Here is a 15,282-nt window from a genome sequence, read left to right on the forward strand (position 1 = left end):
GGCATCGTATTCATGAAGTGGTTCAAGCGCATCGCCATCGCATTCGCCGCGCTGCTGCTGGTCGTGGCGGCGACGTTGTGGTGGCTGCTCGGCACCGGCGCGGGCCTGCGCTTCGCGCTGGCGCGGGCACAAGGCGCCACCGACGGCGCGCTGCAGGTGCGCCAGGCCACTGGTCGGCTGATCGGCCCGCTCGATCTCGCCGGCGTGCGCTATGACGACGGCAAGGGCACCGTGGTTTCGCTGGCCAAGGCGCATCTGGATCTGCGCCTGTGGCCGCTGCTGGCCAAGCGCGTCCACGTGCTGGCGCTGGACGCCGATGGCGTCGAGGCAAGCCTGCCCGCGCCTGCCGCCGACAAGGCCGAAAGCAGCGGCAGCTTTTCGCTGCAGCCGCCGCTAGAAATCATCTTCGATCGCGCGCACGTGGGCAGCGTCAAGGTAAGCCAGGCCGGCAAGCCGGTGTTCGCCTCCGACCGGCTCGACCTTGCCGGCCGCTGGAGCAACCAGGGCATCGAGGTGCGTCAGCTGGCGCTGCAGGCGCCCGATGGACACGTCGACCTGGATGGCCTGCTGGTGCTGGGAACGCCCTACCACGGCAACGGCAAGGCCGCGTTCGCCTGGAAGGTCGGCACCACCGGATACGCCGGCAGCCTCGATGTGCGCAGCGACGGCAAACAGGCCACGCTGGATGTCAGGCTTACCGCACCGACGCCGCTGCGGTTGCAGCTGGCGTTGACCCAGGGCGGCGACTACGCCTGGACGGGCAAGCTCGACGCGCCGCGGTTCGATCCGCAACCCGTGCTGGGCGAAAGCTCGCTGAAGACCGTGGCGCTCGCACTGCAAGGCCATGGCGATCGCTACAGCGGCACGCTCGATGGCCGGCTGGAGCTCAATGACTACCAGCTCCTGCTGCAGCCGCTGCGGGCGTCGCTCAGCCGCGATTTCCAGGTGCTCACCCTGCAGCAGCTCACGCTGGGCTCGCCGCAGATCAAGGGCAAACTGGAGGCCAGCGGCAACGTGCAACTGGGCGCCAAGCCGCTCGGCGCCGAGCTGGACATCCGCTGGAACGAGCTGCAACTGCCAGCCGCCCTGATCGGCCAGGAGCTGGCCAGCCAGGGCGAGCTCAAGGCCAGCGGCAGCGTCGACAGCTACCGCGCCAGCGGCGACGTGCGCATCGGCCCGCCCGGCAAGCTGGCGGCGCTCACGCTCGACCTCGACGGCACACCACAACGGATCAACCTGCACACGCTGGCGTTGAAGCAGGCCCGGGGCGGGCTGCAGGCGAACGGCACGCTCACCCTGCAGCCGACGCTGGCCTGGCAGGCCGAAGCCAGTGCCGACCAGCTCGACCCGGGCCAATTGTTCGCCGGCTGGAACGGTGCGCTGGATTTCGACATCGCCAGCCACGGCAGCCTGCCGCCGAGCGGCCCGGACGCCACGCTGGAGATTCGCCGGCTGGGCGGCCAGCTGCGCCAGCGCGCCGTCAATGGCCGCGGCAAGCTGCACCTCTCGCCGGACGAGGTGGTGGACGGCCAGCTGGAGCTGGCCTCGGGCCGCAGCAGCATTCACCTGGTCGGCAAGCCCGGCAACAGCAACGATGTCGCGCTGGATCTGGCGGTCGCCTCGCTGGGCGACTGGCTGCCGGATGCCGGCGGACGTCTGGACGGCCATTTCACCATCGCCGGCAGGCCACCAGGCTTGAGCATCAACGGCCAGCTGCACGGGCAGGCCCTGTCATGGCAGCAGCAGAAGGCCGACAGCTTGCAGCTGATCGTGGGCGTGCCGGACATCAGCCATCCCGCCGGCAAGATCGACCTGCAGACCCGCAGCGTCTACCTGCAGGGCCTGCTGTTCCAGCAGGTGCACCTGCTGGCCGAGGGCAGCCAGTCCGACCATCGCCTGCAACTGGACGCCAGCGGCAGCCAGCTGTCGGGCCGGCTCGACCTGCGCGGTTCGCTGAAAGGCCCGCAATGGAAGGGCACCTTGTCCACGCTGGACCTGGAACCGCAGGGCATGCCGCCATGGCGGCTGCTGCGGCCGTCGCAGCTGGCCTACGACGACGGTGCGATGAGCCTGTCCGAACTGTGCCTCGGCGCGGGCGACCCGCAGCTGTGCCTGACCGCGGAACAGGACAAGTCCGGCAACCTCGACGCCGGTTACCGGCTGCAGGCGCTGCCACTAGCCCTGCTGCTGGATGCCACCGGCAACGCCGACCTGCCGATGCGCGCCGATGGCGTCCTGGAAGGCAGCGGCAAGCTGCGGCGCAGCGCGGCGGGCGCGCTCAGCGGCAACGCGTCGATCCATTCCGCGCAAGGCACCATCAGCTACACCGACCGCACCGACGAGCCGCTGCTGCATTACAGCCAGTTGCGTCTGGACGCGGCACTCGCACCGGGCGGACAACGGATCGAGGCCCACGCGGGACTCGATGACGGCGGCCGTCTGGACGGCCAGCTCACCATCACTGGCGCGCAGCAGGCGCTGGGTGGCCAGCTCGACCTGCGCCTCGACAACCTCGCCTTCATCGAGTTGTTCAGCAGCGAAGTGGCCGGGGTCAAGGGCAGCGCCAGCGGGAATTTCCGCTTCGGCGGCACGCTGAAGCAGCCGGCCGTCCTCGGCCAGGCCGGCGTGACGGACCTCGCCGCGGAGTTGCCGTCGGCGGGACTCAAGCTGAGCGAAGGCCAGCTGGTGGTCAGCACCAGCGACGCCCGCCAGTTCCTGATCCGGGGCAGCGTGAAGTCGGGCAAGGGCAGCGTGGCGATCAACGGCAGCGCCGGGCTCGGCGAAGGGGCGCAAACCTCGTTGAGCCTCAAGGGCAGCCAGTTCACCGCGGTCGACATCCCCGCAGCCAGAGCCGTGATTTCGCCCGACCTCACCCTGAAGCAGGACGCCGGCGGCATCGAACTCGGTGGTTCGCTGGCCATCGACAGCGCCGACATCAATGCAGAGAAATTGCCCGGCGCCGGCGCGACCCAGGCCTCGCCCGACGTGCTCGTGGTCGACGAGAAGCAACAGCAGGAGGCCGCCAGCAAACTGCCGCTCAGCGCGGTGGTCAAGGTCGACCTCGGCCGCAGGACCCACGTGGTGGGCATGGGACTGAACGGCACCGTGACCGGCGTGCTCACGGTGATCGATCGCCCCGGCCGGGCCACCACCGGCCAGGGCCAGATCGCGGTGAACGGCACCTATCGCGCCTATGGCCAGGATCTCGCCATCCAGCACGGCCAGCTGCTGTTCGCCAGCACGCCGATCGCCAATCCGGGCCTGAACATCCGCGCGGTGCGCAAGCTCAACCCGAACGCCACCATCGACGAAGGCCAGGAGGTCGGCCTGCTGGTGTCGGGCACCGCGCAGCGGCCGATCCTCACCGTGTTCTCCAACCCGGTGATGGAGCAGTCCGATGCGCTGTCCTACCTGGTCACCGGCAAGCCGCTGTCGCAGGTCAAGGGCGGCGAAGGCGACATGGTCGGCGCCGCCGCCCAGGCGCTGGGCTCGGCCGCCGGCGACCTGCTGGCCAAGAGCATCGGCTCGAAACTGGGCGTCGACGACATCGGCGTGTCCAGCAACGAGGCACTGGGCGGCAGTTCCGCGTTCACCGTGGGCAAGTACCTGTCGCCGCGGCTGTACCTCAGCTACGGCGTGGGGCTGTTCGAACCCGGCGAAGTGATCACCCTGCGCTACCGGCTCAGCCGGCGCTGGAACTTCGAGGCCCAGCAGGCCACCGAATTCAGCCGCGCCAGCCTCAACTACCGCATCGAGAGATGATCAGCCGGCGCTGCCCAGATACGCCGACGGCGTCGCACCGAAGCCGGCCTTGACGTAGCGCGCGGTGTCGTCCGCCAGCACTTCCGAAGCGCCTGCCTCGATGCCGGCCAGCACTGCCTGCGCAATGTCCTCCGGCTTCGACTTCGGCGCCTCGACGGTCTTCACCATGTCGGTGTCGATGTAGCCGGCATGCACCGCGACGACCTGGGTGCCCTGCCCGCGCAGCTCGTTGCGCAAGCCGTTGGTGAGCGCCCACGCGGCGGCCTTGGAGACGGAGTAGTCCCCGGTGCCCGGCAGGCTGGCCCAGCTCAGGGCGGACAGCATGTTGACCAGCGCGCCACCGCCGTTGCGGCCCAGCACCGGCGCGAACGCGCGGCTCACCGCAAACACGCCATAGAGGTTGGTTTCCATCACGGCGCGCAATGCCTCCACGCCGTTGTCGCCGAGCAGGCTGTCGCCGCCGATGACGCCGGCGTTGTTGATCAGCAGGTCGACGTCGCCACACTGCGCGGCGGCCGCGGCGATGTCGGCGGGGTTGTTGACGTCGAGTCGCACCGGCACCAGGCCCTCCAGCGAAGGCACGGTCGAGGGATCGCGCGCGCCGGCGTAGACCTTGCGCGCGCCAGCGGCCAGCAGGGCCCTGGCATAAGCCAGCCCGAGGCCACGATTGGCGCCCGTGACGAAAGCGGTACTGTTCTGGATTTTCATGGATCGGACCTCGGAGTGTGGGAAGGAGACTTTGCTGGCCGCGATGCGCGCGGCCCATCCGTTTCTTGCGGGCGATGACGGTTGCGCCTGCTCAGCGCGCCGCCTGCATGGAGGGCGAGCCGTCCAGCTTCACGGTGACGGTGCTGGACAGGCCCGGCCGCAGCCGCGCCAGCGCCGCCTGGCCCGGATCGAAGCGGATGCGCACCGGCACCCGCTGCACGATCTTGGTGAAGTTGCCGGTGCCCGGCTCGAACGGCAGCAACGAGAACTGCGCGCCGGAACCTGGCGCGAAACTCTCGACGCGGCCGTGCAGGGCCTGACCGGGCAAGGCATCGACCTCCACCCTGACATCCTGGCCGACCACCATGCGGGTGGTCTGGGTTTCCTTGAAGTTGGCGATCACGTACAGCGCGTCCAGCGGCACCACGGTGAGCAGGCGCGAGCCCGGCTGCACGTAGTCGCCCGGTTCCACCTGGCGATCACCGACCACGCCGTCGATCGGCGCGCGGATCAAGGTGTTCGCCTGGTCCTGCCGGGCCAGCTCGAGCGCGGCCTTCGCGGTGGCGACGCCGGCCTCGGCCTGGGCAAGCCCGGCCTGCAGGGCGAGCCGGCTCGCGTGGGTCACCGACGCCGCGTCGCGGCTGACGGCAAACTGGGCGCGGCTGTGTTCCGCATTGGCCTGGGCGGTGATCGCCGCCGTGCGGAACTGTTCGGCCGCACTGCGCGACACCGCACCGCTGGCGATCAGTGCGTCGTAGCGTCGACGGTCGGCCTCGGCCTGTTTCTGCTGCGCATCGGACGAGCGGATGGAAGTCTGCGCCGCACGCATGTTCGAGCCCGCGAGGCGTTCCTGCGCGTCGAGCGCGACCAGTGCGGCCTTCGCCGCCGCGACCGCAGCCTGCGCGCTCTGCAGGTTCGCCGTGGCCGATGCCACGCGGGCATCGAACTCCTCCGCGTCGATGCGCAGCAACGGATCGCCCCGGTGCACGCGCTGGTCATGCTGCACCAGCACCGCGGCGACCAGCCCGCGCACCTTCGGCGCGACCACCGAGCTGTCGGCCTGCAGGTAGGCGTTGTCGGTGGACACGCTGCGCTTGGGCGCGGCGATCCACCAGGCGCCGGCGAGCGCGATCGCCAGGGCCACGGCCCCGACCAGCAGCGGCTTGCGCGCCCATGGTGTGCGGGGGAGCGCCGCGGCGGCGGTCGCGGGCGTGCCCGAGGTACCGTCGGCACTCATTGCTGCGACGCCTTCATGCCGAAGCGCTGCTTGAGCTGCGCACGCGAGGCGGCGAGGATCGCGTCGGAGCGTTTCGCATCCGGCTCGATGCGCGCCAATGAGAGCGCGCCGATCAGCTCGGCGATCATCGAACGTGCTGCGGCTTCCGGTTCGGCATGGCCCAGCGCCGACAACTTGTCAGCCAACCTCGCAGTGGATTGCTGCACGCCGAGCGCGAACTGTTCGCGCGCCGGCCCGGACAGCCGCGGCACGTCCGAGGCCAGCGCGGCCATCGGGCAGCCGAAGCCCCGTGCGTCGCGATGTTTCTTCGACAAATAGAAATCGACATAGGCCGCCAGCCCTTCGGCCGGGTCGCGTTCGGCGGTTTCGTGTTCCAGCCGCGCACTTGCCTGCGCGAACATCTGCCCGATCGCGGCGGCGACCAGCTCGTCCTTGGACTTGAAGTGGGCGTAAAAGCCGCCGTGGGTCAGCCCGGCCTCGGCCATCACGCCGGCCACGCCGACGCGATCCGGGCCGTCGCTGCGGATCGCGCGCGCCGCGGCCTGCAGCACCAGCTCGCGGGTCTTCTGCTTGTGTTCGGTGTCGTAGCGCATGACGGCCTCGCTTTTTAATATGATGAGCATCATACTATGATTCCACGACAATGCAAGAGCCGCCCGTGAATGCCCTTACCGCCCCGCCATCCCCGGCCGCCATCGCCCCCGCCGACCTGCCGCTGCCACGCAAATTCCTGATCTTCGGCGTGATGGCGTTCGGCATGTTCATGGCGCTGATCGACATCCAGATCGTCGCCGCCTCGCTCAACGAGATCCAGGCCGGACTCTCCGCCGGACCGGACGAGATCAGCTGGGTGCAGACCGGCTACCTGATGGCCGAACTGGTGATGATCCCGTTCTCCGCCTTCCTGGCGCAGGCGCTGTCGACGCGCTGGCTGTTCGCGCTGTCGGCCGCGCTGTTCACGCTCGCCAGCGCGCTGTGCGGAATGGCCTGGGACATCCAGTCGATGACCGTGTCCCGGGTGATCCAGGGCTTCGTCGGCGGCGCGATGGTGCCGACCGTGTTCGCGACCGGCTTCGCGCTGTTCACCGGCAGGCAGCGCGCGCTGATCCCGGCGATCCTCGGCATGGTCTCGGTGCTGGCGCCGACGCTGGGGCCGACCGTGGGCGGCTGGCTCACCGAGGTGGTCGGCTGGCGCTCGATCTTCTACGTCAACATCGTGCCGGGCGTGGCCGTCGCCGTGCTGTCGATGCTGCTGGTGAGGGTGGACCGGCCGAACCTCGCGATGCTGAAGCAGATCGACTACGTGCACCTGATTGCGATGGCGGTGTTCCTCGGCGGACTCGAATACGTGCTGGAGGAAGGTCCGCGCCACGAGTGGCTGGGCGACCCCGCGATCGCCACGGCGGCATGGCTGTCGCTGGTGGGGTTCGCGCTGTTCCTGGAACGCTCGCTGCGCTCGTCCGGGCCGATCGTGCGGCTGTCGCCGTTCCGCCAGTCCACCTTCGTGCTGGCCTGCGTGCTCAGCCTGGTGATCGGTTTCGGGCTGTACGCGGCGACCTACCTGGTGCCGGTGTTCCTGGGCCGCGTGCGCGGCTACAACAGCCTGCAGATCGGCACCACGGTATTCGTCACCGGCCTGGCGCAGATCCTCAGCACGGTGGTGGCGGCGCGACTGTCGCAGCGCATCGACGCGCGCTGGACGATCAGCGCCGGCCTGCTGCTGTTCGCCGCCAGCCTGTGGATGTTTTCCGCGATGACGCCCGAATGGGGCTTCGCCGCGCTGTTCTGGCCGCAGGTGCTGCGCGGCTTCGCGATCATGCTGTGCATCGTGCCCAGCGTGAACATGGCCTTGAATGGTTTTGCCGCGGCCGAGCTGCGCTACGCCTCGGGCCTGTTCAACCTGATGCGCAACCTCGGCGGCGCGATCGGCATCGCGGTGGTCAACACCTGGCTGCAGGATCAGAGCCGCATCCACGTCGCGCGCTTCGGCGAGAACCTGGGCGAAAGCGGCCGCCATGCCGGCGACGTGGTCACGCAACTGGCCGGGCGGATCGGCCAGCTCACCACCGATTCCGCCCACGCCCTGCTGATGGCGCAGGGCGAGCTGGGCCGGCTGGTGTCGCGCACGGCGTTGACGCTCGCCTTCGACGACGTGTTCCGGCTGATGGCGTGGATGTTCGCCGCCGCGCTGCTGCTGGTGCCGTTCTGCCGCACCCCGCCGCATGCCGCCCAGGGTGCTGTCGTGGAAGCGCATTGAGGAGGGCAGTCCGCCCGTGCCGCCTTCCGGCCACCGGGACGTCGACGCGCGCGCCCGGACAGTGCAAGCTGTGCGGCACCGACCGACCTGCCACCTCATGGAGACCCATCGCATGTTCAAGAAGACCCTGCTGACCGCCCTGCTGCTCGGCGCCTCGGCCGGCGCGTTCGCGCAATCGCCGGCGCCGGCAACCCCGGCCAAGGCCCAGGCGACCAGCACGCTGACGCCACAGCAGAAGGCCTTGCTGGAAAAGCAGAACGTGCAGATGGCACGGGCCGCGCTGCGCATCGCGCAGATGGTCGACCAGAACCAGCTGGGCCAGATCTGGGACCAGTCCTCCAGCGTGGCGAAGCAGTCCACCAGCAAGAGCGATTTCGTGAGCGGCGTGAGTTCCGATCGCAGCAAGCTTGGCGCAGCAGGCGAACGCAGGCTGCAGGCGATCACCCGCACCGCCTCGAAGGGCGGCAAGGTGCCGGCCGGCATGTACGTCAACGTCAGCTATGCCACGCACTTCGCCAAGGCGCAGCGGCCGGTGCGCGAACTGATCTCGTTCCACCTGGACAGCGACAAGGTCTGGCGCGTGGCCGGCTACACCCTGCGCTGACGCCATCCGCCAACCGGCCGGCGTGGCGCAGCGCCGGCCGGCCATAGCCCACAGGTCATGCACACAACGCGGCACCGGCGCACTATCGTGGGACTTTCCCCGGTGGAGGCGTGATCATGCAACACATGCGATGGATACTCGGTGCCGCGATCCTGTGCGGCGCGCCGGCGTGGGCGGCCACGCCGGCCACCAGCCCGATCGGGATCGACCTGAAGGGCATCGACCACGGCGTGAAGCCGGGTGACGACTTCTTCCGCTACGCCAACGGCGACTGGCTGAAGACCGCGAAGATTCCCGCCGACCGCTCCAGCACCGGCAGCTTCCTCAAGGTGTTCGAGCAGTCCGAAAAGGACACCGCCGAACTGATCCGCAACGCCGGCGCCAGCCACCCCGCCGCCGGCAGCAATGCACGCAGGATCGCCGATTACTACGCCGCCTGGATGGACACCGCGACGATCGAGAAGCATGGCCTGTCCGCGATCAGGCCCGAGCTGGCGCAGATCGACGCGATCGCCTCGCGCGCGGACCTGGCCCGCGTGCTGGGCAGCCGCCTGCGCGCCGATGTCGATCCGCTCAACGCCACCAACTACCACACGCAGAACCTGTTCGGCCTGTTCGTCACGCAGGGGCTGGAGGACCCGTCGCACCACGTCGCCTACCTGCTGCAGGGCGGCATCGCACTGCCCAGCCGCGACTATTACCTGTCCGATGATCCGCACATGGTCGCGGCCCGCGGCAAGTACCTGAGCTATGTCGGCGCCTTGCTGCAGCAGGCCGGCTTCGCCGATGCGCAGGCCAGGGCAAAGGCCATCGTCGCGCTGGAAACGAAGATCGCCAAGGCGCAGGCCAGCCTGCTCGACAGCGAGAACGTGCACAAGGCCAACAACCTGTGGCGCACGGCCGACTTCGCCAGCAAGGCGCCCGGACTGGACTGGCCTGCCTACTTCAAGGCGGCCGGCCTCGACGACCAGTCGCAGATCGACGCGTGGCAGCCCGGCGCGATCACCGGCCTGTCCGCGCTCACCGCCAGCGAGCCGCTGCAGGCGTGGAAGGACCTGCTCAGCTTCCACACCATCAACCACGCAGCCGGCCTGCTGCCCAAGGCGTACGCCGACCTCAACTTCGATTTCTACGTGCGCACCCTGCAGGGCACGCCGGTGCAGCAACCGCGCTGGAAGCGTGCCGTGGGCGCCACCAGCAACGCGCTGGGCGATGCCGTGGGCCAGTTGTATGTGAAGCACTACTTCCCGGCCTCGTCGAAGGCGGAAATCGAACAGCTGGTGAAGAACCTGATCGCCGCGTTCCACGACCGCATCGACACGCTGAGCTGGATGACACCCGCCACGCGGGCGAAAGCCCAGGCGAAACTCGCCACCTTGCGCGTGGGCGTGGGCTATCCGGAAACCTGGCGCGATTACGGCAAGCTGGACATCCGTGCCGATGACGCACTGGGCAACCAGCTTCGCGCGGAGAAGTTCGAGTACGAGCACCAGCGCGCCAAGCTCGGCCAGAGCGTCGACAAGGCCGAGTGGTGGATGACCCCGCAGACGGTCAACGCGGTGAACCTGCCGCTGCAGAACGCACTGAACTTCCCCGCCGCGATCCTGCAGCCGCCGTTCTTCGACCCGAAGGCCGATGCGGCCGCAAACTACGGCGCCATCGGCTCGATCATCGGCCATGAGATCAGCCACAGCTTCGACAACCTCGGCGCCGAATTCGACGACCAGGGCAAGCTGGCCAACTGGTGGACGCCGGAAGACCTGGCCCACTTCAAGGCGGCCGGCCAGCAGCTGGTCGAGCAGTTCAACCAGTACGAGCCGCTGCCCGGCCTGCACGTCGATGGCGAGCAGACCCTGGGGGAAAACATCGCCGACGTTTCCGGCCTCACCATCGCCTACCTCGCCTACCAGAAGTCCCTGGGGGGCAAGCCTGCGCCGGTGATCGACGGACTTACCGGCGACCAGCGCTTCTTCCTCGCCTTCGGCCAGGCCTGGCGCGGCAAGATCCGCGACGCCGCCCAGCGCCAGCGTCTGGCCACCGACGTGCACGCGCCCGGCGACTTCCGTGCCGAAACCGTGCGCAACCTCGACCCGTGGTACCCCGCCTTCGAAGTGAAGCCGGGCGAGAAGCTGTACCTGGCGCCGAAGGATCGGGTCAGGATCTGGTAAGCGGCGCTTCCGGACCGACCTCCCGCGGGCTGCACCCAGGTGCAGCCCGCTTTCCGGAGGCACATCGGCGTGCACGCGCCCCGGCCTGTTCCTGTGGTCGCAGCGGACAACCTGCGCGCAGCGCATCGGCGCTGCCCGGCAAACCATCAATGTTATTGTGCGAGAGAGCCGCCGCGGGGCGGCTTTCTTGTCGGGCAGGTCTGGAAAGAAATTGATGTTGATCCGATCGGGGTGGCTTGTACGCCTGGCCATGGCGGCGGTGGTGGCGGTGGCGCCGGTAGCGCCGAACGCCGCGACGACCCCGCCTACCCAGCCGCTCGACCTGTTCGATCTCGGCGCACCGTCGTTCACGACCTTCACCACGCGCGACGGCCTGCCCGACCCCGTCGCGGTCACCCTCGCGACCGATCGGCAAGGCATGGTCTGGGTGGGCACCCCGCACGGCCTGGCCTGGCATGACGGCAAGCGCTGGCATCCACTGGACGACCCCGCCCTGCACGGCTACGTCAGTCAGTTGTTCGTCGACGATGAAGGCACGCTGTGGGCCTGTGGCAGCGCATTCGGCCTGGCCCGTTACGACGGCAGGCACTGGCACGTCGAGGGTGCCGCCGACGGCCTGGCCACCAGCCACGTGCGGCGACTGGTCGAAACGGATCACCGGGGCGGCAGGCGGCTATGGGCGGTGAGCCCGAGCGACGGCCTGTTCTATCGCGATCACGGCCGCTGGCGGGCCGACCCGGGCAATGCCCAGCTGCCTGACGCCGGCTTCCTGGTGCTGGCGCAGACCCGCGACCTTTTCGGACACCCGCGGCTGTGGGCCGGTTCGGTCAGCAGCGGCCTTTGGTATCGCGAGGACGACGGCCCCTGGCAACACTTCAGCACGGCCGGCTTCGATGCGGGCAACGGCCTGGCCTACCTGCTGGCCACCCGCCACGAGGGGCGGGACGCGTTGTGGGTCTCCGTCTACAACTCGGGCCTGTGGCGACTGGACGAACATGGCGTGCGCCACTGGAGCGTGGAGTCCGGCGAGCTGCCGACCGACGTGCTCTATGACATGGTCGATACGCCGGTCGCCCATGACGCGCACGCGCTGTGGGCATCCTCGCGCAATGGCCTGATCCGGATCTACCAGGACAAGGTGCAGGTGTTCGACCGTCGCCACGGCCTGCCGTCGAATGCCGTGCGCGGAGTGAGCGCCTGGCGCAGTCCCAACGGCACCGCCGTGTTGTGGGTCGCCACCGAGGACGGCGTGGCGCGCGCCGCCGTGGACCAGGGCAACTGGAAGACGGTTTCGCTGCTGGGCGCCGCGCAGACCGGCGTGCTGGCCGTGCTGGTGGACCATGATCCGCAAGGCAACGAACGCCTGTGGGCCGGGTCGGACGGCGACGGCCTGGGCCTGTACGAGCGGGGCCACTGGCGCTACTTCAGCAAGTCCGGCGGGCAACTTGCCGATGCCGACGTGAACATGATCGCGCGGACCGACGACACGCAAGGCCGTGCCGCCGTCTGGCTGGGAGCGGGCTCGGGGCGCCTGTTGCGCGTGCGCGACGACGCCACCTTCGAACCGGTGGCCACGCCCTGGCCACGCCAGCCCGGGCAACGCCTGAACGACATGCTCAGCCGCCGCATCGACGGCACGGTCGAGCAATGGTTCGCCACCGACGCCTCCGGCGTGTACCGGCTGCGCGGCGGCGTCTGGACGTCTTTCCGTCCGGACGGCGCCGTCGGCACCTGGTCGGTGGTGAAGTTGCTGGCGCAGACCACCGCCTACGGCCACGCCTGGTTATGGGCCACCAGCAACCAGGGGCTGGCCCGATTCGACGGAAAGAAGTGGACGCTGCTGGGCCGCGACATCGGCCTGCCCGGCACCGACCTGCTCGGCGTGCAGCTGATTCCCGATGCCCGTGGACGCCCGATCCTGTGGCTGGGCAGCACCCGTCACGGCTTGATCCGCGTCGACATCAGCGATCCACTGAAGCCGCGCACCCTGCCCGCCGACCTGCCGCCTTCGCCGGACCTGACCACCGATGGCGCGCTGGCCGACACTGGCGGCCGCATCTACGTCTGCACCGATTCGGGCGTGCAGGTGCTCAGCCCGGAGGCGGGTCGGTACCGCTCGCAGGTGTTCACCGTCCGCGATGGCATGGTCAACAACGAATGCAATCCCAACGCGCAGTTCATCGACACGCATGGGCGCTTCTGGACCGGCACGCTGGGCGGACTGATGGTGCACGACCCGGACGAGCAGAAGCCGGACCACGACCCCAAGCCGCTCAGGCTGATCCAGGTGAAGCTGGACGACCAGCCCATGAACGGCGAGCGCTACACCATTCCACCCGGCCACCATGAGCTGCGCGTGGATTTCGCCCTGCTGACCTGGCAGCACGAGGACGAATCACGCTTCCGCACCTGGATCGAGGGCTTCAGCAAGGCGCCGGGCGCGTGGACGGCCGACAACTTCCGCGAGATCGGCGCGCTGCCGGCCGGCGACTATGTCCTGCATGTCGAAGGCCGGGATCATGCCGGCAACCTCAGCGAGCCCTTGCTGTTGCCGTTCACCGTCGAGCCGTACTGGTGGCAGCAGCTGTGGGCGCGGCTGCTGTTCGCTGCCGCGGGCCTCATCGCGATCTGCGCCTTGTGGGCCTGGCGCACGCTGGCGCTGCGCCGACGGCAGCACGCCCTGGAGCGCCGCATCGATGCCCGCACCAAGGCCTTGAACGACGCCAACCGGCAACTGCTGGAGCTGTCCCGCCGCGATGCGCTGACCGGCGTATTCAACCGTCGCTGGCTGATGGAATCCCTGCAGGCCATGCATGACGAGCGGCGCGGCGCGGTGGCGTCGATGATCTTCATCGACGTGGACCACTTCAAGCACTTCAACGACAGCTTCGGGCATCTGGTCGGCGACCAGGCGCTGCGCAGCGTGGCCGAAACCATCGGCCGATGCCTGCCGGCAAACGCCGTGCTGGCCCGCTACGGCGGCGAGGAGTTCGCCTGTCTGTTGTCCGACACGGAATTGCCGGCGGCGCACGAGCTGGCCGAGAAGATCCGCACCGAGGTGGCGCGGCATGCGGCGCACGACCCAGCCAGGACCACGCGCCAGATCACCATCAGCGTCGGCGTGGCCTGTCGGCGCCTGGAATCGGAAGCCGACGTGGAAATCCTGCTGCGCAAGGCCGATGAGGCGCAATACGAAGCCAAGCGCGCCGGCCGCAATTGCGTGCGCGACGCCTCGCCGGGGGCCTGACCGCAAACCTCGCCGGAGCGAGCCCGCCAGGCATCACCCGCCTCGGCGCGAACCCTGCTTCCGCTTTGCCGCATGCTCCGCCTGCGTGGCCACGTTGAGCGCCACCGCGGCGCGTATCAGCTGCCTGAAGGCGGAGGCGGGAATCCTGGCGTTCTCGTGCAGGTCGATGGCCCGCCGGGTGCCGCCGTCGAGGCTGGCATTGAAGAGCTTCTTCGGATCACTGACCGATGCGCCGCGGGCGAAGGTGAGCTTCACCTTGTCCTTGTACGACTCGCCGGTACAGACGATGCCCGCGTGCGACCACACCGGCGTTCCGCCCGAGGTGGGCTTGGCCCACTTCCACTCTTCGGTGATCTCCGGATCGGCCTCGCGGATCAGCTGGCGCACCTGCGCGAGCATCTCGCCGCGCCAGTCGTCCAGCGCCTCGATCCGCGCGGTGATCCTGGCGGAAGCGTCATCTGCCGCGGCTTTCGTTGTCATGCCGGCTCCTGTCTGCTGACGGCCTGGCGGCCAGGGAAAGCGGAGCATAACCGGCCTTCGGCCCCGCATTGCATGAGGCCGCTGCAGGCGGTATAACATGCGTTATAACAATCAGTGGAACCCGCCATGAAGCTCAAGATCACCACCATCGGCAACTCCGCCGGCGTCATCCTGCCGCGTGAACTGCTGGCCCGTCTGCGCCTGGAAAAGGGCGACGAGCTGTTCGCCCTGGAAACCCCCGACGGCATCCGCCTAACCACCTACGATCCGAACCTGGCCAGGCAGATGGAAGTGGCCGAGGAAGTGATGCGCAAGGACCGAAACGTCCTGCGCAAACTGGCGCAATAGGCGGATGAACATGATCATCTGGATCGAACGACCGCTCGCCATCGCTATCCACGAGCGGCAGTTGGCCGAACATGGCGGCGGCATCGGCGTGCGCGACGATCACCTGCTGGACTCGGCGCTGGCCCGCCCGCAACAAGCGCACGCCTACGGCGATCCGCCGCCTGATCTTGCCGACCTGGCCGCCCGCCTCGCCTTCGGCCTGGCGCGCAACCACCCCTTCGTCGATGGCAACAAACGCACGGCGCACGTCTGCTATCGCGTCTTCCTCACACTCAACGGTGCCGACCTTGTCGCCAGCGACGAGGAAAAATACGTCCACATGGTCGCCCTCGCCGAAGGCAGCCTGCCTGAAGCCGAGTTCGCCGCATGGTTGCGCCAGCACATCAGGCTCGACGCCGGTTCAAGCCTCAACGAGGCGCCGGCACGCTACGCGCGCTGAATCCGCCTGCACCACACTAGGGCCGGGCATCT

11 protein-coding genes are annotated in these 15,282 nt (G+C 68.9%); 7 read left to right on the plus strand and 4 right to left on the minus strand.

The features are described from left to right. Positions 1 to 12 precede the first annotated feature (12 nt). Positions 13 to 3,762 (plus strand): translocation/assembly module TamB domain-containing protein, encoded by a 3,750-nt coding sequence (locus ABNK63_RS12895; RefSeq protein ID WP_350015853.1) that lies wholly within the window; start codon positions 13 to 15, stop codon positions 3,760 to 3,762. Here the strand turns inward: ABNK63_RS12895 and ABNK63_RS12900 are convergent, their stop codons facing one another. From ABNK63_RS12900 to ABNK63_RS12910, 3 genes are all read right to left on the minus strand, one after another. Further along, on the minus strand, positions 3,763 to 4,470 hold the full coding sequence (locus ABNK63_RS12900; protein WP_350015854.1) for an SDR family oxidoreductase: 708 nt from the start codon (positions 4,468 to 4,470) through the stop codon (positions 3,763 to 3,765). A gap of 91 nt (positions 4,471 to 4,561) precedes the next feature. Beyond that, entirely contained in the window at positions 4,562 to 5,707 is a 1,146-nt protein-coding gene (locus tag ABNK63_RS12905; RefSeq protein ID WP_007805623.1) for an HlyD family secretion protein, read from the minus strand. Then, positions 5,704 to 6,333: a TetR/AcrR family transcriptional regulator gene (locus ABNK63_RS12910; RefSeq protein WP_350015855.1), complete on the minus strand. Its 630-nt coding sequence runs from the start codon at positions 6,331 to 6,333 to the stop codon at positions 5,704 to 5,706. The genes ABNK63_RS12905 and ABNK63_RS12910 overlap by 4 nt, the downstream gene beginning before the upstream one ends. 32 nt (positions 6,334 to 6,365) lie before the next feature. Here ABNK63_RS12910 and ABNK63_RS12915 point away from each other — a divergent pair, with 32 nt between their 5' ends. From ABNK63_RS12915 to ABNK63_RS12930, 4 genes are all read left to right on the plus strand, one after another. After that, positions 6,366 to 7,964, plus strand: coding sequence for a DHA2 family efflux MFS transporter permease subunit (locus tag ABNK63_RS12915; protein WP_350015856.1), 1,599 nt, complete (start codon positions 6,366 to 6,368; stop codon positions 7,962 to 7,964). Between the two features lie 112 nt (positions 7,965 to 8,076). Further along, positions 8,077 to 8,568, plus strand: coding sequence for a DUF4019 domain-containing protein (locus tag ABNK63_RS12920; RefSeq protein ID WP_007805620.1), 492 nt, complete (start codon positions 8,077 to 8,079; stop codon positions 8,566 to 8,568). Between the two features lie 116 nt (positions 8,569 to 8,684). Beyond that, positions 8,685 to 10,736, plus strand: a complete 2,052-nt coding sequence (locus ABNK63_RS12925; protein WP_007805619.1) for a M13 family metallopeptidase — start codon at positions 8,685 to 8,687, stop codon at positions 10,734 to 10,736. 214 nt (positions 10,737 to 10,950) lie between these two features. Next, complete coding sequence (locus ABNK63_RS12930) at positions 10,951 to 13,983, plus strand: diguanylate cyclase (protein ID WP_350015857.1); 3,033 nt, start codon at positions 10,951 to 10,953, stop codon at positions 13,981 to 13,983. A gap of 33 nt (positions 13,984 to 14,016) precedes the next feature. Here ABNK63_RS12930 and ABNK63_RS12935 read toward each other — a convergent pair whose 3' ends face one another. Beyond that, positions 14,017 to 14,463 carry a DUF1801 domain-containing protein gene (locus ABNK63_RS12935; RefSeq protein ID WP_007805612.1) on the minus strand — a complete coding sequence of 149 codons (447 nt, stop codon included), beginning with the start codon at positions 14,461 to 14,463 and terminating at the stop codon, positions 14,017 to 14,019. A 126-nt stretch (positions 14,464 to 14,589) separates the two neighbouring features. Here ABNK63_RS12935 and ABNK63_RS12940 point away from each other — a divergent pair, with 126 nt between their 5' ends. Both ABNK63_RS12940 and ABNK63_RS12945 read left to right on the plus strand, forming a co-directional pair. Next, positions 14,590 to 14,811, plus strand: a complete 222-nt coding sequence (locus ABNK63_RS12940; RefSeq protein WP_007805611.1) for an AbrB/MazE/SpoVT family DNA-binding domain-containing protein — start codon at positions 14,590 to 14,592, stop codon at positions 14,809 to 14,811. Positions 14,812 to 14,821: 10 nt separating this feature from the next. Next, the gene (locus tag ABNK63_RS12945; RefSeq protein ID WP_350015858.1) at positions 14,822 to 15,250 is read left to right on the plus strand and encodes a type II toxin-antitoxin system death-on-curing family toxin; all 429 of its coding nucleotides are present in this window, start codon (positions 14,822 to 14,824) and stop codon (positions 15,248 to 15,250) included. Positions 15,251 to 15,282 lie beyond the last annotated feature (32 nt).

The sequence above is a fragment of the Rhodanobacter sp. IGA1.0 genome (assembly GCF_040208325.1).
In the GTDB taxonomy this organism is placed as follows: domain Bacteria; phylum Pseudomonadota; class Gammaproteobacteria; order Xanthomonadales; family Rhodanobacteraceae; genus Rhodanobacter; species Rhodanobacter spathiphylli.

Excerpts from the sequence above, each read along its gene's own strand:
- ABNK63_RS12935 (WP_007805612.1), bottom strand. The coding sequence starts at position 14,463 with ATGACAACGAAAGCCGCGGCAGATGACGCTTCCGCCAGGATCACCGCG.
- ABNK63_RS12925 (WP_007805619.1), top strand. The coding sequence starts at position 8,685 with ATGCAACACATGCGATGGATACTCGGTGCCGCGATCCTGTGCGGCGCG.
- ABNK63_RS12910 (WP_350015855.1), bottom strand. The coding sequence starts at position 6,333 with ATGATGCTCATCATATTAAAAAGCGAGGCCGTCATGCGCTACGACACC.
- ABNK63_RS12945 (WP_350015858.1), top strand. The coding sequence starts at position 14,822 with ATGATCATCTGGATCGAACGACCGCTCGCCATCGCTATCCACGAGCGG.
- ABNK63_RS12930 (WP_350015857.1), top strand. The coding sequence starts at position 10,951 with ATGTTGATCCGATCGGGGTGGCTTGTACGCCTGGCCATGGCGGCGGTG.
- ABNK63_RS12905 (WP_007805623.1), bottom strand. The coding sequence starts at position 5,707 with ATGAGTGCCGACGGTACCTCGGGCACGCCCGCGACCGCCGCCGCGGCG.
- ABNK63_RS12900 (WP_350015854.1), bottom strand. The coding sequence starts at position 4,470 with ATGAAAATCCAGAACAGTACCGCTTTCGTCACGGGCGCCAATCGTGGC.
- ABNK63_RS12920 (WP_007805620.1), top strand. The coding sequence starts at position 8,077 with ATGTTCAAGAAGACCCTGCTGACCGCCCTGCTGCTCGGCGCCTCGGCC.
- ABNK63_RS12940 (WP_007805611.1), top strand. The coding sequence starts at position 14,590 with ATGAAGCTCAAGATCACCACCATCGGCAACTCCGCCGGCGTCATCCTG.
- ABNK63_RS12895 (WP_350015853.1), top strand. The coding sequence starts at position 13 with ATGAAGTGGTTCAAGCGCATCGCCATCGCATTCGCCGCGCTGCTGCTG.